This window comes from uncultured Campylobacter sp. (assembly GCF_937959485.1).
Lineage (GTDB): Bacteria > Campylobacterota > Campylobacteria > Campylobacterales > Campylobacteraceae > Campylobacter_B.
In genome coordinates, this window is the sequence record NZ_CALGPY010000009.1 from 19,216 (window position 1) to 37,537 (window position 18,322).

The 18,322-nt window shown below is 49.1% G+C and carries 21 protein-coding genes and 1 pseudogene; 14 read left to right on the forward strand and 8 right to left on the reverse strand.

Annotation, left to right across the window (positions count from 1 at the left end):
* The first annotated feature begins 63 nt into the window (after nucleotides 1–63).
* Genes gatA through Q0380_RS06985 form a run of 6 tightly spaced genes read left to right on the forward strand, consistent with a single transcriptional unit; the run spans nucleotide 64 to nucleotide 6,001 of the window.
* On the forward strand, nucleotides 64–1,422 hold the full coding sequence (gene gatA, locus Q0380_RS06960) for an Asp-tRNA(Asn)/Glu-tRNA(Gln) amidotransferase subunit GatA (protein ID WP_298961881.1): 1,359 nt from the start codon (nucleotides 64–66) through the stop codon (nucleotides 1,420–1,422).
* Nucleotides 1,423–1,424: 2 nt separating this feature from the next.
* On the forward strand, nucleotides 1,425–2,876 hold the full coding sequence (gene guaB / locus Q0380_RS06965) for an IMP dehydrogenase (RefSeq protein WP_177386726.1): 1,452 nt from the start codon (nucleotides 1,425–1,427) through the stop codon (nucleotides 2,874–2,876).
* A complete protein-coding gene (locus Q0380_RS06970) occupies nucleotides 2,873–3,979 on the forward strand; it encodes a homoserine O-acetyltransferase (protein ID WP_298961885.1) in 1,107 nt (368 codons plus the stop codon). Before guaB ends, Q0380_RS06970 begins: the two co-directional genes overlap by 4 nt.
* Nucleotides 3,969–4,154 carry an exodeoxyribonuclease VII small subunit gene (gene xseB, locus Q0380_RS06975; RefSeq protein WP_005872361.1) on the forward strand — a complete coding sequence of 62 codons (186 nt, stop codon included), beginning with the start codon at nucleotides 3,969–3,971 and terminating at the stop codon, nucleotides 4,152–4,154. The genes Q0380_RS06970 and xseB overlap by 11 nt, the downstream gene beginning before the upstream one ends.
* A 9-nt stretch (nucleotides 4,155–4,163) precedes the next feature.
* Nucleotides 4,164–5,339, forward strand: a complete 1,176-nt coding sequence (locus Q0380_RS06980) for a carbon-nitrogen hydrolase family protein (protein WP_298961887.1) — start codon at nucleotides 4,164–4,166, stop codon at nucleotides 5,337–5,339.
* A complete protein-coding gene (locus Q0380_RS06985) occupies nucleotides 5,336–6,001 on the forward strand; it encodes a ThiF family adenylyltransferase (RefSeq protein ID WP_298961890.1) in 666 nt (221 codons plus the stop codon). Before Q0380_RS06980 ends, Q0380_RS06985 begins: the two co-directional genes overlap by 4 nt.
* Before the next feature lie 9 nt (nucleotides 6,002–6,010).
* Here the strand turns inward: Q0380_RS06985 and Q0380_RS06990 are convergent, their stop codons facing one another.
* From Q0380_RS06990 to Q0380_RS07005, 4 genes are all read right to left on the reverse strand, one after another.
* A complete protein-coding gene (locus Q0380_RS06990) occupies nucleotides 6,011–7,204 on the reverse strand; it encodes an ankyrin repeat domain-containing protein (protein WP_298961892.1) in 1,194 nt (397 codons plus the stop codon).
* A 319-nt stretch (nucleotides 7,205–7,523) separates the two neighbouring features.
* The gene (locus tag Q0380_RS06995) at nucleotides 7,524–7,934 is read right to left on the reverse strand and encodes an Rrf2 family transcriptional regulator (protein ID WP_298961895.1); all 411 of its coding nucleotides are present in this window, start codon (nucleotides 7,932–7,934) and stop codon (nucleotides 7,524–7,526) included.
* Between the two features lie 80 nt (nucleotides 7,935–8,014).
* On the reverse strand, nucleotides 8,015–8,650 hold the full coding sequence (locus Q0380_RS07000; RefSeq protein WP_298961898.1) for an NAD(P)H-binding protein: 636 nt from the start codon (nucleotides 8,648–8,650) through the stop codon (nucleotides 8,015–8,017).
* A gap of 127 nt (nucleotides 8,651–8,777) precedes the next feature.
* Nucleotides 8,778–9,152, reverse strand: coding sequence for a cupin domain-containing protein (locus tag Q0380_RS07005; RefSeq protein ID WP_298961901.1), 375 nt, complete (start codon nucleotides 9,150–9,152; stop codon nucleotides 8,778–8,780).
* 166 nt (nucleotides 9,153–9,318) lie between these two features.
* Between Q0380_RS07005 and Q0380_RS07010 the strand changes: the two are divergent.
* The 5 genes and pseudogenes from Q0380_RS07010 (at nucleotide 9,319) to Q0380_RS07030 (ending at nucleotide 13,448) form a co-directional block, all read left to right on the forward strand.
* Nucleotides 9,319–10,194, forward strand: a pseudogene (locus Q0380_RS07010) (ABC transporter six-transmembrane domain-containing protein).
* 52 nt (nucleotides 10,195–10,246) lie between these two features.
* The gene (locus Q0380_RS07015) at nucleotides 10,247–11,203 is read left to right on the forward strand and encodes a cation diffusion facilitator family transporter (RefSeq protein ID WP_298961904.1); all 957 of its coding nucleotides are present in this window, start codon (nucleotides 10,247–10,249) and stop codon (nucleotides 11,201–11,203) included.
* 354 nt (nucleotides 11,204–11,557) lie between these two features.
* Nucleotides 11,558–12,112, forward strand: coding sequence for a hypothetical protein (locus Q0380_RS07020; RefSeq protein ID WP_298961907.1), 555 nt, complete (start codon nucleotides 11,558–11,560; stop codon nucleotides 12,110–12,112).
* Nucleotides 12,113–12,435: 323 nt separating this feature from the next.
* The gene (locus tag Q0380_RS07025; RefSeq protein WP_297902057.1) at nucleotides 12,436–12,819 is read left to right on the forward strand and encodes a transporter; all 384 of its coding nucleotides are present in this window, start codon (nucleotides 12,436–12,438) and stop codon (nucleotides 12,817–12,819) included.
* A gap of 62 nt (nucleotides 12,820–12,881) precedes the next feature.
* Nucleotides 12,882–13,448, forward strand: coding sequence for a hypothetical protein (locus Q0380_RS07030; protein ID WP_298961911.1), 567 nt, complete (start codon nucleotides 12,882–12,884; stop codon nucleotides 13,446–13,448).
* Here the strand turns inward: Q0380_RS07030 and ribD are convergent.
* Complete coding sequence (gene ribD, locus Q0380_RS07035) at nucleotides 13,440–14,597, reverse strand: bifunctional diaminohydroxyphosphoribosylaminopyrimidine deaminase/5-amino-6-(5-phosphoribosylamino)uracil reductase RibD (protein ID WP_298961914.1); 1,158 nt, start codon at nucleotides 14,595–14,597, stop codon at nucleotides 13,440–13,442. The genes Q0380_RS07030 and ribD overlap by 9 nt on opposite strands.
* 533 nt (nucleotides 14,598–15,130) lie before the next feature.
* On the opposite strand from ribD, the gene Q0380_RS07040 reads away from it, so the two are divergent.
* Together Q0380_RS07040 and Q0380_RS07045 are read left to right on the forward strand one after the other, a co-directional pair.
* Nucleotides 15,131–15,385, forward strand: coding sequence for a hypothetical protein (locus Q0380_RS07040; RefSeq protein WP_069435689.1), 255 nt, complete (start codon nucleotides 15,131–15,133; stop codon nucleotides 15,383–15,385).
* A 141-nt stretch (nucleotides 15,386–15,526) separates the two neighbouring features.
* A complete protein-coding gene (locus tag Q0380_RS07045; RefSeq protein WP_298023624.1) occupies nucleotides 15,527–15,697 on the forward strand; it encodes a hypothetical protein in 171 nt (56 codons plus the stop codon).
* Between the two features lie 719 nt (nucleotides 15,698–16,416).
* Here Q0380_RS07045 and Q0380_RS07050 read toward each other — a convergent pair.
* Nucleotides 16,417–16,836: a ribosome maturation factor RimP gene (locus tag Q0380_RS07050; protein ID WP_297882894.1), complete on the reverse strand. Its 420-nt coding sequence runs from the start codon at nucleotides 16,834–16,836 to the stop codon at nucleotides 16,417–16,419.
* Nucleotides 16,829–17,194 (reverse strand): 30S ribosome-binding factor RbfA, encoded by a 366-nt coding sequence (rbfA, locus tag Q0380_RS07055; RefSeq protein WP_298961918.1) that lies wholly within the window; start codon nucleotides 17,192–17,194, stop codon nucleotides 16,829–16,831. The genes Q0380_RS07050 and rbfA overlap by 8 nt, the downstream gene beginning before the upstream one ends.
* 65 nt (nucleotides 17,195–17,259) lie before the next feature.
* Here rbfA and Q0380_RS07060 point away from each other — a divergent pair, with 65 nt between their 5' ends.
* The gene (locus Q0380_RS07060) at nucleotides 17,260–17,514 is read left to right on the forward strand and encodes a hypothetical protein (RefSeq protein ID WP_298961922.1); all 255 of its coding nucleotides are present in this window, start codon (nucleotides 17,260–17,262) and stop codon (nucleotides 17,512–17,514) included.
* Between the two features lie 521 nt (nucleotides 17,515–18,035).
* Here Q0380_RS07060 and Q0380_RS07065 read toward each other — a convergent pair.
* Nucleotides 18,036–18,254: a hypothetical protein gene (locus tag Q0380_RS07065; protein WP_298961925.1), complete on the reverse strand. Its 219-nt coding sequence runs from the start codon at nucleotides 18,252–18,254 to the stop codon at nucleotides 18,036–18,038.
* Nucleotides 18,255–18,322: the final 68 nt, after the last annotated feature.

The following is an 18,322-nucleotide window of genomic DNA, read 5'->3' on the forward strand; positions in this document are numbered from 1 at the left end:
CGCGCTGATCTGCGTAGCGACGGGCGTGGGGATCTATTTTGTGAATAAATTTAAGGATGGCAGATGATAAGTTTGAAAGAGGCTCTAAAGCTGAGCGCGGATGAAATTTCGGCGCTTAGAGCGGAGCTAAAGGATAAAATTTTAAAAACCAAAGAGCTCGGCGCCTACGTCGAGCAGCTTACGGGCGAGGCTCTAAACGTCAGCGGCGAGGGCGTGCCGATCGCGATCAAAGATAACATTCAGGTAAAAGATTGGAGCGTCACCTCGGCGAGCAAAATTTTGCAAGGCTACGTTGCGCCATACGACGCGACGGTGATCAAAAAGCTACGCGAACGCGGTTTGGCGCCATTTGGGCGGACGAATATGGATGAGTTTGCGATGGGAAGCACGACTGAAAGCTCATTCTACGGCAAAACTCTAAATCCAACCGATCACTCGCGCGTGCCCGGCGGCAGTAGCGGCGGAAGCGCGGCTGCCGTAGCGGCAAATATCGCCGTAGCCGCACTCGGAAGCGATACGGGCGGCTCGATCCGCCAGCCGGCGGCATTTTGCGGCTGCGTAGGCTTTAAGCCGAGCTACGGCAGGGTCAGCCGCTACGGGCTCGCGGCGTATTCGAGCAGCCTCGATCAGATAGGACCGATCACGCGCAGCGTAGAGGATGCGGCGATTTTATACGACATCATCGCAGGTCGCGACGAGATGGACAGCACGAGCTACGCGGGCGCTTACGAAAGCACCGCGGATAAGCTAAACGCCGATCGCAAGCTTAAGATCGCCGTTATAAAAAATTATATTGACGAAGCCTCGCAGCAGGTCAAAGAGGCTTTAAATTTAACTATAGAAAAGCTAAAATCATTCGGGCACGAGATCGTTTACCGCGATCTTTGTAGCTCCAAATACGACATCGCGACCTACTACATCATCGCCACCGCCGAGGCTAGCGCAAATTTAAGCCGCTACGACGGCGTGCGCTACGGAAACCGCGCGAAGGCTCTAAATTTAAAAGAGCTCTACGCCAACACCCGCGGCGAGGGCTTCGGCGACGAGGTCAAGCGCCGCATGCTTCTAGGCACCTTCGTGCTAAGCAGCGGCTACTATGACGCGTATTACATCAAAGCGCAGAAAGCAAGGGCATTCATCAAAAGCGAATATGAGGAAATTTTAAAAGACGCCGATTTGATCTTTATGCCGATTGCGCCGGGTGTGGCATATAAATTCGGCGAGCTTAGCGATCCGCTTCGCGCGTATCTTAGCGACATCTACACGATCGGCGTAAATTTAGCGGGGCTTCCCGCGATCTCCGTGCCGGTAGCGAAAAACAAAGAGGCTCTTAATATCAGCGCGCAGCTCATCGGGCGCGCCTACGACGAACAAACGGTGCTGGACGGCGGCTTGAGTTTAGAAAAAATCGTGAAAGGATAAGTATGAAGATCGTCAAAAAGGCTCTGACCTTCGAGGATGTTTTGTTGGTACCGCAATACTCTGAAATTTTACCCAAAGAGGTCGATATCAGCACGAGTTTTACAAAGAATATCACGCTAAATACCCCTCTTGTGAGTGCTGCGATGGATACGGTCACCGAGTACCGCACCGCGATAATGATGGCACGCCTAGGCGGCATCGGCGTTATCCATAAAAATATGGACGAGGACTCCCAAGCCAAGATGGTTCGCCGCGTAAAAAAGAGCGAAAGCGGCGTCATCATCGATCCTATCTCGATCAAGGCGGACGCCACGATCAAAGACGCTCTCGATCTGATGAGCGAGTATCACATCAGCGGCATTCCCGTTATCGACGACAACGGCGTGCTGATTGGGATTTTAACTAATCGCGACCTGCGCTTTGAAACCGACACCGCCGCGCTTGTGGGCGAGAAGATGACCAAAGCTCCGCTAATTACCGCTCCGAAAGGCTGCACGCTTGATGATGCGGAGAAAATTTTTAGAAACAATAAGGTAGAAAAGCTTCCGATAATCGACGCAAACGGCCATTTAGAAGGGCTTATTACGATTAAAGACCTTAAAAAGCGTATCGAATATCCAAGCGCCAATAAAGACAAATTCGGCCGCCTTCGCGTCGCCGCGGCGATTGGCGTAGGCCATCTACAAAGAGCCGAAGCTCTCGTCAAAGCGGGCGTAGATGCGCTTGTGATGGATTCTGCGCACGGACACTCCAAAGGCATTATCGACACGCTTAAGGAGCTGAAGCGAAATTTTGACGTGGATGTAGTAGTCGGAAACGTCGCAAACCCCGCCAGCATAAAAGATATCGCAAACGCAGGAGCGGACGCGATTAAAGTAGGTATCGGCCCGGGCTCGATCTGCACTACGCGCATCGTAGCTGGCGTGGGCGTGCCGCAGTTTACCGCGATCAACGATTGTGCGATCGAGGCGGCTAAATTTGGAATTCCGATCATCGCAGACGGCGGCATCAAATACTCGGGCGACATCGCCAAAGCCCTAGCCGCGGGCGCAAGCTCGGTGATGATGGGAAGCTTGCTAGCAGGCTGCTACGAAACCCCGGGCGAGCTCATTACGTTTCAGGGGCGCCAATACAAAACCTACCGCGGTATGGGATCTCTTGCGGCGATGCAGAAGGGAAGCTCGGATCGCTACTTTCAAGACGGTACCGCAAAAGAAAAGCTCGTACCCGAGGGCGTCGAGGGGCGCGTACCTTACGCGGGCATGCTAAAAGACGTGATCTTTCAGCTGCTAGGCGGCTTGCGAAGTTCGATGGGATACTGCGGCAGCAAGGATATCGCGACCTTTCAGCAAAAGGCTGAATTCGTCGAGATCACGAGTGCAGGTCTTAAAGAAAGCCACGTCCACGACGTCATCATCACGCAGGAAGCGCCGAATTACCGAGTAAATCAGTGATCCTTCAAAGCAAAATTCAAAATTTCGACGAGCCGCTCTATCTGGAGAGCGGCCGCGTCTTTTCCAATTTCAAGCTCGCCTATGAAACCTACGGCGAGCTAAATTCTGATAAATCCAACGTCATCGTCATCTGCCACGCCTTAACGGGCTCCGCGCACGCCGCGGGACTTTACGAGGGCGACGTTAAGCCCGGCTGGTGGGACGGGCTCATCGGCGATCATAAAGCGGTCGATACGACGAAATTTTTCGTCATCTGCATAAATATCCTGGCTTCGCCTTTCGGCTCGACATGCCCGCTCGACGTCGATGAAAGCAGCGGCCGCGAGTACCGCTTGCGCTTTCCGGTAGTGGTCGTCTCGGACGTCGTGCGCGCGCAGATGATGCTTTTAAAGTGCCTCGGCATCGCCCGCGCCCGCGCCGTTATCGGCGGCAGCCTGGGCGGCATGCAGGCACTGTGCTATGCGATCGAATATCCGGAATTTGCGGATGAAATTTTCGTACTCGCAAGCACTTACGCTACACAGCCTTGGGCGATCGCGTTTAATAAGATCGCAACCGAGGCCATCTTGCGCGACCCAAATTTCAAAAACGGCAACTACGATAAAAATCTGATCGCCGAGCACGGACTTGACGGCATGGCGGTGGGGCGCATGGCGGGGCATATAAGTTTTTTAAGCCCAAGCTCGATGCAGGATAAATTCGGGCGCAACTACGTCGAAACCGACGGTCTTTACGAGATTAACGGGCGCTTTCAAGTCGATCGTTACCTTGAATACAACGGCGAAAATTTCGCGCGCAGGTTTGATCCACTGTGCTATCTCTACATCGCCAAGATGATGAATATATTTGATTGCACGCGCCACTACGGCAATCTCAAAAACGCCTGCGCGCAGATCAGATCGCGCCTGCACCTCATCTCTTTCAAAGGCGACGTGCTCTTTCCGCCGGGGCTAATGAAAGAAATTTACGATGCGATGAGCGATCTGGGCAAAAAGGATCGCGCGAGCTACGCGCAGATCGACAGCGACTACGGACACGACGCGTTTTTGGTCGAGATAGAAAAATTTGATTACATCATAAAAAGGATTTTGGATGAGTTTTGAGGAAAAAATGGAAAAAATTAATGCGCTTTTAAAAAGCCTAAACGACAAGGATCTAAGCTTGGAAGAGAGCGTGAAGCTGTATAAGCAGGGCGTCGCGCTGCTAAAGGAAGCGAAGGAAATTTTAGAAAACGCCAAACTCGAGGTTGCCGAAATAAACGCACCCGAGCAGGCTTAGGAGGCGACGATGATAAACGTATGCGTTTTGCAACTACCGACGCTTTCGATGAGCGAAAATCGGATCGATTACTATATGAAGGTCGCCAAAGACAACGGCGCGCGGATCGTGCTGCTGGGCGAATATGAGCTAAATTCCTTCTTTAGCGAGCTTAAAAAGATGCCCCGTTCTATCGCCTGCGAACAGAGCGAGCACAAACAGGAGCTGATGGCGCGGTTGGCCGCCAAATACGACCTGCATATCGTAGCGCCGATAATCAGAGCCGCAAGCGGCGCGATTTTGAGGCAGGCGGGCATTTTCGGCGGCGCGACTCAAAAAAGCGCGAACTGCAGCAGCGAAATTTCCGTAGGCCTTAAAAGCGAGCCCGGTTGCAAGGGCGAGCTAAATTTCAAGAGCGATTTAAATTCCAACGATGGTTCAAATTCTAAAGGCGCTTTAAATTCCAAAAACGAGCAGAGTTCCAAAGGCGGCTCAAGCTCCTGCGGCGCAAAATCTTTAAATTTCAAAGCCGCAAATTCCGCAGACGGTTTAAATTTAAGCGCTTCGATCCCGAGTAACTCGAACGCTTCAAATTCAAAAGCCGAAAACCAAAAAGATTCGAGCGAAGAGGAGATCTTTTGCGCGAGCGAAAACGAGCCTATCTGGGTGAAATCCTGCGCGAAATTTTCGCCCTCGGAGGTGAAATTTTACGATCAAAATATCCTGATGGACTATCCGCACTGGAACGAGGAGGGCTTTTTCGCCAACCGCAAAAGCCGCAAAATCGGTAAAATTTCGCCGATGATCTTTAGCGAGGGCGGCGTAAAATTCGGCGTGTGCTTTGGCTACGAGGCGCATTTTGACGTATTTTGGCGCTATTTTATGCAGAAAAACGTCGGCTGCGTGCTCGTGCCGTGCGCTTCGACCTTCGAAAGCGGCGGGCGCTGGCGCGAGCTTTTGAAGATGCGCGCGTTTACGAACTCGCTCTACGTCATCCGCGCCAACCGCATCGGCGAGGCGAAATTCGGCGAGAGCGAGTTTAAATTTTACGGCGAGAGCTTCGTCGTGACCCCCGGCGGCGAGATCGCAAACGAGCTGAAAAACGAAGAGGGTGTGCTGATGTGCGAAGTGGACGCGGACGAGATCGCTGCGGCGCGCGGGCTGTGGAAATTCCGCAAAAATCTAGTTAGCAGGGGGCTTTTATGAACTACTTTCACAGGCAGATTCAGCTTTGGGGCGAGCAGACGCAGCGCGCGCTTGCGGACAAGCGCATCCTGATCATCGGCGCGGGCGGGCTTGGAAGCAGCCTTTCTTACGCGCTCGGCGCAAGCGGCATCGGGCGGATCAGCGTCGTGGATTTCGACACGGTGGCGCTTCATAACATCCACAGACAAATTTTATTCACGCTTGCAGACGAGGGCAAATTTAAAGCGGATGTTTTTAAAAGCCGCACGGAGGCTCGCTACGACGGCGTGAGCGTGGAGGTGCATAAGAGTCGCGCGGAGGAATTTTTCGCTAGCGCGATAGGCTCGGGCGAGAAATTTGATCTGATTTTGGATGCGACCGACAATCTCGCCACGCGTGCGCAGATCGATGCATTTGCTAAGCAAATAGGCGTGCCGTGGGTGTTTGCGTCGGTGGACAGCTGGCAGTGTCAAGTCTGCTTCGTGCAGAATGCGGATTTTAAATTTTTCCCGAGCCTAAACGCGACGGCTGCGGGCATAACGGCTGCGATCGTGATGTTTGCGGCAAGCTTTGAGGCAAACCTCGCTCTGCGTTATCTGGCGGGGCTTGAGGTCGAAAAAGACCTGCTTTACTATGTGAACTTTTTTGGCGGCGAGCTGGAAGTTAGGAAGATAAAATTGTAGCTTGAGGGATTAGTTTTCATAAAATTCTTTTATTGCATTTTTTATCTCATCGGATGAGATCTCATCTATATATTTATCCAGCTTTTTTAAATTATCTTTATACGGCCGATCAAGCTTACGACCGTCTTTATCTCTGGTATACATATGGATGGATACCGCTTCCATTTCATTTAACTTGCTTGCAAATTTCGTATATTCATAAACATCTTTAAATGTAGAATTTCTATCTTTGCAATATTTGCGATATACCGTCGTTATAAGCGAAATTTCACTTTTAGGTATATAATAAGTTGCATCGTAGTTTATTTTATAATAACTATCCAAACTATATATATAGTTTCTATGACAATCATCATATTTTCGTTTTAGAAATTCCGGACTCGGTTGTCCACCTACGTTATACTGCATAAGCAGCTTTAAAATCGGTTCGTAATTTGGAGTGCCCGGAAATGTATCATACAATGAAAAATCATATTCGGTAATATCAAATCCGTCCGTCGGTTCCGCTTTATCATTTAATATTCCTTCAGGCACGACCTTTTTAATATCGTTTCCGTACCTTAGACCTACCGTAGAGTTTTTAAATTTCCAAATATATGGCTTGTAGCCGCTTTCTAATGCCATCTTTGCTATCTCATACATATTCGTATTCGTAAGATATGAAAAGAAATAATTCGGCTCTCCTATACTAATCATAGGGTAGTCGGTCTCATAAATCAACGTAAAATTTCCGTCATCACTTATTTGTAGGGATTTTATATGGTTATAATTCGGCGGAAGCAGTCTGTTTCTAACGACTTCCGCCTCCTCAAATTTAACGCCGTTGTCTAAAAGCAGTCTTACCGTTTTAGTAGCATTATTTTCTATCGCATAAGCCATAGCGGATAGCTTGTATTCGTCTTTTTTATGTATATCCGCACCTAGCTTTATAAGCTCTTGAGTGGTATTTGTATCATTCCAAAAGCTAGAATACATCACTGGCGTTACCCCTCCGTGCATAGTATGCTCGACGGTTAGATTGTTATCTTTCATAAATTTTAAAATTTCATCAGTTTGCTTGCTTTTTAAAAGTCTTTTTAGCTCTACGTCAATGGCGGGTTCTTTAAATACGTTTTTTGGATTTGAATTATAATCTATATCCCAGTAGCGAAACGCAAAACTTTCAACCTCTTCTTGAGTTACGTATTTGCTAAGACCGGGCACTTGGAGACATTTGTATCTGAAGTAACGGTAAAATTAGTTCGTTTGCGCTCCGTAAAACCAGATCTTTCGGCTAGCAGATACAGTGCACATACGACCACAGCGCAGATAGCGTAAATAAACCGAAGTTTGAAGTCTTTCAAAATTTTCCTCCCCTTTAACAAAACGTCATTTTGCTATTTTCGAGCGCATTATAGCCCAGATTAAATTAAATCGAAATTTTAACATGGCGGGCGGGTAAATTTTTATATAAATTTAGCCCGCAAGCCTTGAAATTCGAGCAAATTTAGAATATAAATGCGTATTTAAAATTTTAATAGCTCTATCCTAGATCGTGCAGCAGATCCGCCAAGCTCACGCTTGATAAGGATCTTTTAAAATCATTCTGAATACGAGCAAATCGCGGCGCGAGTACCGCCTCGATCTTGCCGCCCACGGGGCAGGCGCTAGGCGAGCCTTTGTGCAGGCGAAACATCGCGCCCTCCTCGCTCACCGCCTCGTAAATGTCTAAAAGCGTGATGAGCCGCGCGTCGCGAGCCAGCGTGATGCCGCCCACACCCGCGGTCGTGAGTACCAAGGCTGCGTTTCTTAGCTGCGAGATCAGCTTGCGCGCGATGGCGGGGTTTATCCCCGAGCTTGCGGCGACGAAATCGCCCGTGACCTTCTCCTCGCGAAAATACGCAACGCAAAGCATGATGTGAACCGCGAGTGAAAATTTGATACCTACTTGCATAACCAGCCTTGATTTAAATTTAAAACCGCATGTTGATTTCGTGCGGCGTTATTTTAGCTAAATTACGCAAAATTTTAAGCTCACGCTCTCTCGCCGACTGCGGTAAAGCGCTTTTGCACGAAATTTCTATTTTTTAGCTCGTCAATGATCGCGATCGCAAGATCGGCGTAGCTGATGTAGCTCTCGTTTTGCGAGTTTAGTATGACGTGATCGTTACCGAGCACGTATTTGCCGGTGCGAGCGCCATCTGCGTCGTAGTCTCCGGCAGGCGAGACGTATGTCCAGGGCACGTCAGATTTGGTTTTTAGCTCAAAAAACGACTCCGCAGCCGCCCTTGCCACGCCCATATACTCAGGCGGGAAGCCCGGCGTATCCATAGCCATAGTACCTTTGTCGTCCACAAGCAGCGTGCCGGCGCCGCCTACGATGATTAGCCTCGTGCTGCTACCGCTTAGCAAATTTGCAAGATGAACTGCTACCTTTTTGTATAGAGGAAAGGTCGCGTCAGTAAAGGCGCCAAATGCGCTGATAACGGCGTCAAAGCCCGCTAGATCGGGCCTTGCTAGCTCAAAAATATCTTTGTAGGCGACCTTTATATCGCTATTTTTATACTCTTTGTTTCGCACGATCGCCGTAACGTCGTAGCCTTGTTTTAGGGCCTCTTGCACCAAATTTGAACCCGATTTTCCGTTTGCACCTATGATTGCTACTTTCATTGTTTCTCCTTTAAATTTGATTTATTTGATCGCATAACCGCTGCGCCCGCCCCGCAGGGCGCGTCTTGCCCGCCGCACGGTTTAAAATTTACACCCGCGCTTTGCCACATACTTGTCTTGCGAAATTTTACAGCCAGCTTGGCTTTACATCGTCGTTTACCACTCCATCGTCCATCGTGTACTGCTCCAGGCTGCCGCGTTTGGTCTGGATACAGATAAACTTCATCCCCTGCGCGCCCGCCTTGAAGCACCTTTTGCCGTCCGGATCGATGCGGATCGCGTCGCCCTCACCGACTGCCTTCTCCTCGCCGTCTATAAAAAGCGTACCGCCGCCTTTTAGCACCAAGTAAAGCTCCTCGTTTTGCTTGTGCGAATGCACGAACGGCACGCTCGCGTTTGCGGGAAGCTCGTTGATAGAAAGCTCGCAGCCGCTTAAGCCTAGAGCTTCTTTTAGCTCGACTCTCGGTTCGCTTTTCGTTGAAACGATCTTGTAGTTTGACATCTTTTTCTCCTTAGAAATTTTTGTTGTAATGCTATAACTTACAACCTATGAGCGAAGTATAATCAAATTTTGTTGTAATGTCAAGAGTTACAGCAAAAATTCCGAAAAATTTGACGCAAATTTTAAAATCAGCTAAAATCCGCGCGATTTTAAACAAAGGAATTTTATGCAAAATAGCGCATTTAAGACGCTAACGCTCATTGCAAAGAAAAATTTTAAAAAGCTGTTCTTGACGTTTAGCCTGGTTTTGGCGGAAAACGGGCTATTTCTCGTCTACCCCGTACTAGCCGGCATCGCCATAAACGCCATCGTAGCGGGCGATACGCTTTTGGCGCTTAGCTACTCGTGCATGGTGTTCGTGGGCTGAGGGCTAGGCTCGATTAGACGGCGCGTGGATACGCAGGTATTTACTAGGATATACGCGGGGCTTGCCGTAAGCGTGATAATGAACGAAAAAAGAGCCGCAAAAGACGAAAGCGCCGTAATCGCAAGGGCAAATTTATCTCGCGAATTCGTGGATTTTTTCGAGCAGCACTTTCCCGTATTTTTCACCTCGGTTGTTTCGATTTTCGGCTCGGCGATCATGCTTTTATTTATCGAGTTCTACGCGGGTTTGGCAGTTTTGGCCCTGCTCGCGGTTTTTGGAGTTTTGCTACCCAAATACATCGCCAAAAACGACCGCTTGTATCTAAAGCTAAACAACCAGCTGGAACGCGAAGCAGAACGCATAAGCGTAGGCGACGAATACACGCTAAATCGCCACTACGACGTACTTTCAAAGCTTCGTATCCGCATTTCAAACAGAGAGGCAATGAGTTTTTTTATCATCGGCGCGAGTGCGGCGGCGATTTTTAGCTTGGCGATATTTTTACTCTCGAGCAATCATGCAAATGCGGGTCACATCTACTCGGTGCTTACCTATCTCTGGACGTTTGCGATCAGTCTTGACGACGCGCCGAGGCTAGTGGAAGAGTTTAGCAAGTTAAAAGATATAGGCAAGCGCGTAGATGCCGGACTAGAAGGCGATATAGATAAAATTTAAGCGCTTTTTTGGGGTATAATGTATCTAAAATTTGCCGAAAAACGAGGTCAAAATGCACGAAAATCACGCCCATTGCGCGCATTCGCACGCGTCAAACAAGGTCGTTTTGAGAAATTCCTTCCTTATGATATCCGCTTTTATGCTCATCGAGGTCGCGGGCGGCTTGGCGACGAACTCGCTCGCCCTGCTCTCGGACGCCGGGCACATGCTCTCAGACGCTGCGGCGCTCGGGCTTTCGCTGTTTGCGTTTAAATTCGGCGAACGCAAGGGCAATCTGCAAAAGACCTTCGGCTACAGGCGGATCGAAATTATAGCCGCGACGATAAACGCGCTCGCCCTCGTCGCGATCGCCATTTTGATCGTCATCGAGGCGGCGCGGCGATTCCAAAATCCGCCCGAAGTAGCCACCGCTGGCATGCTCGCTATCAGCACGCTGGGTCTTGCCGTAAACATCGTCGTGGCGCTATATATGCTGCGCGGCGGCGACGTGAGAGAAAACGTCAATATGCGCGGCGCCTATGCGCACGTACTTGGCGACGCTGCGGGCTCGGTGGGCGCAATCACGGCGGCACTGCTGATGATGTGTTTTGGCTGGGGCTGGGCGGACGCGGCGGCTAGCGTGCTCGTGGCCGCGCTCATCGTAAAAAGCGGCTGGGGCGTGCTAAAAGAGAGCCTAAACATCCTGATGGAGGGCTCGCCAAAGGGCGTGTGCCTAGACGGGCTCGTCGCGCAGATCAGGGGCGTGGACGGCGTGCTTTCGGTGCACGACCTGCACGTCTGGAGTATCACAAGCGGCGCAAACGCGCTCACGGCTCACATCGTAGTTAGCGGCGAGCTGAGCGTGCGCGAGGCGGAGCGGATCTTGCGCGAAATATCGCACGAAATGGAGCATCTGGGCATCACGCACACGACGCTACAGCTTGAAAGCAGCGAAAACGAATGCGCTGACGAGCTCATCTGCGAAGTAAGATCAAATGGCGCGGGCGGGCATTTAGGACATAGTCACTAAAATTTTTGGATTTGGAATTCCGCTCAATTTAGAATTTAGAATTCCGCTCGGTTTGAAATTTAAAATTTGGCTTGAGTTTTAAATTTTAAATTTGCCCGCGCCGTGGGAATTTCGGAATTTTAGAATTTCGAGATTTTAAATTTTAAAATTTTAATTGCAAAATTCGCTTTGCAGAATTCTCGCCGCAAAATTCTTGCTTCGGAATTCCGCCGCTAAATTCTAACCCCAAATTTTAACTGTAAAATCAGAATTCCACACGTTTCAAATACCGCGAGTAAGCAAAATTTTATCTAAATTTTATAGCGAGGAAAGCAGGAATTTTATATAATCCGGGAAATCTAAAGGAGATGGCTCGTGAACCAAGACAAAAGCCCCATACGGATAATTTTCATCTCGCTTTTGATCTCTTATGCAAGCTTCGGCGTCGCAGGATTTATGCTTTTTACTATTTTAAACGAGCTTGGGATCGAAATCGATTTTGTCTCCGCCCCACGCTCGCCTATTTTTGCCTATTTTCTCACGTTTGCGCAAAAGCTCTTGCCTGCTTTTTTATTCGGCGGGTATTTCGCATTTAGGATGATTAGATACAAAATTCTGGGCATAGATTGCAAGCTGGATTTTATGTTTCTCATAACATTTTGCGCCTGTTTTGCGTCAATGATCGTGATAGGCTCTTTGTGCTTGCTATTTGGATTCTTGCTTTTACGGTACGAGCTTTACTTTTTCGGCGGCGCATTTTTATTGTCTGTGTGCCTAACATACGCGCTATTTAAACGCTCTGGTTTTATGCTAAGCGGGCTTTTGAAAAATCTAGGCGCGAGCTTTAATGTAGATTTTAAGCTCCGCGTCATCGTAACGATACTGCTCGCGCTCATAGCCTGCTTCATGCTTTATTGCAAGCTCGCATAAAAGTAGCAGTGCAAATTGCGTCTACACCCGGCGCGATTCGCGCCGCTAAATTTTAAAATTCCGCGCCGTAAATTGAGCTGCAAATCGAGCCGTAAATTTAAACTACGCTCAAAATTTTGGCTAAATTTAACTCATTAAATTTTCCTGCCGCTTTGAGCCGATTAAAAGCAAATTTGACGTATAATCTCGCGAAATTCCAGGGAGCCAAGGTGCGCAAAAACATAAAATACCTAATTTACAAGCTCTTTTTGGGTAACGTCTTTTCGTCAAAATTTAAATCTATGCATTATAATTGCAGGAATTAAAAAGGACGGCAATCGGTTATGAAAAGAGATATATTAATCGCGATTTTAGGCTTACTTTGCGCCTTTATAGATATTAATTACATAGGTTTTCTTATCGCATTAAATTTGATAGTAGTCTTGGTTTGCGCCGCTTTTCCTTTTATGAAAAAGAACTATATATTTTTTCTACTGCTTGTCGTAAATTTAGCTTTGTATTTGAATAATATCTACACCCCTTTTGAAAAGCCAGAGCTTTGGACTTATAGCATACCTGCGCTGGCAAATGCCACATATGTGCTAGTCGCTTTAGTTTATGCTTCGGGATTTGTCGCTTTTGTCCCGCTTGCGGCATATATCTATTTTTTATATTCGCTCTGCGTCGTTGCCTGCAGCATACGTGAAAAATTTCAAAGCTTACGCTAAATTTGCGATCAAAATTTTAAGCTGCTATTGCGTATAATTTCGCAGAATTTTAAGGATTGCGTATGAAAATATATTTTTATAAATTACTTCTAGGCATCTTACTGACGGGCGTATTCTCGTTCTCGCTCGGCTTTACTTTATCGCACGTGGGCATCATATTAAATGCGGTTTTTGGCGCATCGCTATTGCCTTACGCTCCTTTTAAAGCCGAGCTCGCAAAAGCTATCTTAACGATAATCTCCGCATTTTATATCGCAAATAAAATTATTAATTTTCGCATTTTAGGCATTGATTGCAAGCTAAATTTTATATTTTTTATCGCCTTTTCGACGATAGGCGTGATTATCGTTAGTCTGCTATCTTTATTTATGATCGTCGGCATAATGATATTAAATAAATCAGAAATTGCATTTGCGGCGATGTGCCTATCCCTCGGACCGATTTGGACCGCTTGGCTATTTCATATCAGCGGATACAAGCTCGGAGCTTTCTTGCAAAATTGCAGCCCAACGACAAAATCTACGGCAAGAAAATATAACATAGACAAGGCGCTATTGGTCGTCATAATAATAGTAGCGCTGCTGATCCTCATACCGATAATAGCGAAGCTTTTGCAATTTTCATTTTAAAATTTTAAACCAGCCGTAAAATTCGTTCGCTTCTAGGTGCGGATCGCTCGCGCGGGAGATAAAAAGCGGCTGTAGCGCGGCATTTGCTCTAAAATTTCCCCCGTCCCTCATCTGCGCGCTGTAAAAAATAAGCGCGTGGCTTGCAAACTGCGCGAACTCGTCAAATGAACTCGCCCCCGCCTCTATCATCGTGACTTTCGCGCCCGCGGGCAGCGACTGCGAGACCTCCACCTTGCGAGCCGCGACGCTAAAAAGCGGAATGCTCACATCAAAATCCGAAAGTGCGCGGCGCGAACGAATCCAAACGTCGGGTGCGTGCGGCTTTAGGTTTTGCGGCGCAACGCGCGCGTCTAGCGCCGACATGTCGGCTCTGCCTGCCGAAGCGCTAATTTCGTCAAATTTAGCCGCACGCACGTCCAGCGTCGGCCTATCGGCGCGCACGGTCTGCCCGCCCACGCCTACGTAGTCGCATACGCTGCGCAGCTCGTGCACGAATGCGCGCTGCTTCTCGCTGCCGATCCGCCCATGTACCGCGCCGTTTAGCGTGGCGTTGATTTTGATGAAGCAAAAGCCGCTCTCGCGCGCCAAATAAAACGGCTCCGCAAGCTCCGCCGCCGCGGCAGAGCAGACGTCAAATTTCACCTCTATGCCACCGCGGCGTAAAATTTCCGCGCCGCCCGCAGCCTGCGCGTTCGTATCGCGCGCGCCGATTATCACGCGCGATAGCCCGAGCTGTGCCAAAAGCTCGGCGCAAGACGGGGTCTTGCCGCGATGTGCGCAGGGCTCAAGCGTGACATAGGCGCAAGCGCCGCGCAAAAGCCCGCCGTGGCGGTTTAAGATAAAATCGTAGGTAAAGCTCGGCTGCAAAAGCGCGCTTTTTAGGGCTTCTAGGTTTTGAAATTTAACGCCGAATTTGCGGGCGTATTCGCAAGCGAAATCCTGCGCGAAATTTGCATCCAGATCGCACAGCGCGGCAAAAACGGCGTTTGCCTCGGCGTGTAAAAAGCCCACCTTTTTGTGCGCGCCTATGCCTAGAACTCTGCCGCCCTTATCTAAAAGTACGCAGCCCACAGCGGGGTTGGGCAGCGTCAGAGCCTGATAGCGCCACGCAGCCCGTAGCGCCAAATCCATGTAAAATTCGTCGTTCATACAAAATCCAAAATTTAAATTGTCCCGCTCCACCGCGATTGTTTAGCCGATTTGCGACGAGCGAGCAACCTCGTCTGTTCACAACAGATTGCACCTCGGCGCAAACCGACTCGCCCACCTGCGCTCGCCCGTGCCGTACCGATTCGCCGACTCACGTTCCAAATACATTTGCTGCTACAAGCCTCGCTTTAAGCGCCAAATAAATTTATCGGAACTTGCAAGCCGCGCGCCGTATGTGTGGAGCAAGATTCCGCGCGGGAACAAAACTGCGAAATCTTACCACAGGTTTTAGAATTTTATCCTAAATCGTAAATTTTGCAGCGTCCGTTTCGCGCGCCAAAATTTTCGCCTATCGTGTAAATGAGTGCATCGATAGCGCGCGTAAACGCTAATTTTACGAAGTAAAATTTTAATGGAGCGCTAGGGTAAAACAACGAGCGGGCGCGAATATGAAATTTCAAAAGGCGCGGCTTGATTTCAGCTCAAATTCAGGGGGGGGGTAGAATTACACGAATCTTCTTCAAAGGATTAAAATGTCTGAACAACCGACCGTTCAACCCCAATCAAACGTGCTTGGGATACTCTCCATAGTCTTCGCGATTTTAGGGATCTTTTTCCTAGGGATCGTTTTTGTTCCACTTGCGTTTTTATGCGCGATCGCCGCAACCTATCAAGCCGTCAAAAAGCAAGCCTCGCTCGTAATAGCGATATTAGCGTGGATCCTTACGATCGTGGGGCTCATGACCTCGCCCGTGCTGCTAGCCACAATCGGCATCTCCGCTTCGTAGCCGCAAATACCCGCGCCGCTTGGCGAAATTTTAATTATCTGATGGACGGCGCGCGAACCTCCGCCCACAGAGTTTTAAAACGTAAATTTATGGGCGGATTTAGCCCCTTGAAATTCTGCGGGCAAAATTTTAAGGCGAAATTTGACACAGGAATTTTGTATCAAAAATTTACTGGCGGAATTTCAACGTGGAATTTTACCGCGCCTAAAAGAGCGCGTAAATTTTAAATTTAGCCGCTTTCGAGCGCGACGTAAAATTCTAAAGCAACGCGCAAGCGTCACGCAAAACTTACCTTTTAACGGTGCGGTGTGAAATTCCAAAACGGCACGCGCGGCATGGGAATTAAAAATTTGCGCAGCAGCAATCGCCGCGAAGCTTGCTTTTTAGCGGTACGATCTGAAATTTCAAAGCGCCGCCCAGTGGCGTAAAAATTATCTTTTGTCGGCGCGATCTGAAATTTCAAAACAAACAAGCGGCGCCGGAATTTTAAAATTTTGCACCGAGCGCCGCGAGAGATCAAAAGCAACCGAGAGCGGCAAATTTTTAAAAAATCCAAAATTTAACATGCTCGCGTGCCCATGCGACGCAACAAGGCGGTGCTGCGGGCACGTCCGCGCGAGAGGCTCATATTTATCGAAATTATCGCTCTGCCCGCAGCACGCGCGCTCGTATCACATGCCGATAATCGCGGGCGCAAACTCCGCCGAAAGCTTGGCGAAACGGCGTTTCGCCGCGGTGCGCATGCGAACAATTGCAACGCGGAAATGCTTTCGTGCGATACGATCAAGCTCAATGCGAAAGACTTGCACGCGGCATGTGTTTTTGAAAGCCGCACCGAATATTGCGCGCCAAATTAAAAAGTGAGGCAAGATGCCACGAGCCGTGCATCGCTTGCGATAGGAGCGATACTTAAAGCATGCAAGTAAAACAAATTCAAATTAGCCTCGCCGCTTTAGCTTGAAATTTAAGTCTACGCTTCTCAAACACCACACCCCAAAGCCCCACATACAAAATTTTAAAAATCTCCGCCGCTACCACTGCACGTAGGTTCGCGCCTTTTTGATCTCATCGAGTCGCACGCTCACCTCGCCGCCGTCCGTGCGCAGCCTAAGCACGCCGCCTTCGCAGCCAAGCACCTCGCCGCTTAGCTTCTGCCCGTCCGTGCGGCTTAGGCGCACGAGCTCGCCCACGGAGTTTGCGAAATGCTGCGGCTTGCTTAGCTTGCGCTCAAGCCCGGGCGAGCCGACCTCCAGCGTCCACTCGCCCTCAAGCGGCGGCTCCACGTCGAAAATCGGCGAAAGCAGCCGCGATAGCCGCTCACAGTCGTCCAGGCCCACGCCGCCTGCTTTCGTGATGCTGATGCGATAGATCGTTCTGCCGTTTTCGCTCACCGTCTCCACGTCGTAAAGCTGCACGCCGCACTCACGCGCTAAAGCCTCTAAATCAACCATTTTTGCGCAGCTCCTCCTCTATTTTGTCAAAAAGATCGTCCATTTTGTTTTGATACTCCAAGCGGTCGTCGAATTTGAAGTGAAATGCGGGGCAGCGGTACCAGCCCTCCGCCTCGGCGCAGAAGTTTTGCAAATATCTCGCCACGCGGCCGAGCTTTTCGAGCACGAATTCCTGCTCGCGCTCGTCGAAGGCGTTTTTATCCAGATACACAAACGCGTCGTAGCGCCCGCGCTTGCACTCCACGTCGGTGACGCACAGCCCGCGCAAAAGCTCATCCTCAAGGCTCGCGAGCGCTCCGGGGATGAGCTGTTTTAGCACGCTTTGCGTGCGCAGTCTTCTGAGTTCGGTCGGATTCATCTTTACCTCGCTATCTTAAATCGCCGCAGATTATACGGCGATGGAATTTTATTTCGCATCTTGCGATGACGGAATTTTATTGCTTTGTCGCAGCGGAGCGTCCGTCTTGCGGCGGCACGAAATTTTATTACGTCGCCATAAAAATTTATCTTACGTCCATATCGCGGCGACATAGAATTTTTCTCGTGTCCATCTTATGGCGGCACGGAATTCTATCTCGCTTCGGCACGGCGGAATATCCGTTCTGCGGCGACGCGGTCTGTTTAAATTTGACGCGGCTTGCGTCGCGCAGGTATTGCGAGCGACGTCACGCTTTTTAGAATTTCACTTTTAAATTTAAAAAAGCGTAAGTTCGGCTTTGAAATTTTGCTCTTAAATTTAGCCCGGTGCTCCGCGCTTAAATTTTAAACGCAGATCGCGCAAGAATTTTGCGGCTCGCATACAAAGGCTTGTCGCATATAGCCACACCGCTACCGCAGAAATACTACCGCGCTAAAGCAGGTGCTATTCTGCGCCGTGCTCTTGCTCACCACAGCGCTATATTCGCTGCCACGCTGCCATTTTGGCGGCGCAATAATACAGCGCGCGGCGGCATCCTCTTTGCGCTACGCTCGCTTACTGCGTCGCTATTTACGATATCCGCTGCTGTCTTTTGGCAGCGCCGCAATGACACTGCACGCCGTTGCAGCTTTATTTTGCGCCGCCTGCACCGCGCTATTCTCCGCGCTGCTGTTTTTCCCACACTGCGTCGCTTTAGAATTTATCTTAAATTTTAAAAACGCTTCGATGCTGCGCGAAATCTAAATTTTGCCGCTTTTAAATTTCAACTTCGCGATTAAATTTAAAATTTAAGTCGCGCGGAAAATCCGCAACCTGCAAGCGGCATAAAATAAAATTTGATCGCAAAGACGCGCTGCAAGAAAAATCTAAACATTAAAATTTCAAAACTAGCGCTATGTAGCAGCGCCTCACGCAGAAACCGACAAAATCCAGAGCCTTGCCCGCACGCTTCGCCGCTAAATTTAAAAGGCGAAATTTCACGCCCAAATTCTGCGAGCATAAAATTTCAAGGCGCGATCGAAGCTTAAAATTTAGCCGCAAGCCATGCAAACGAAGCGAATGCCCACG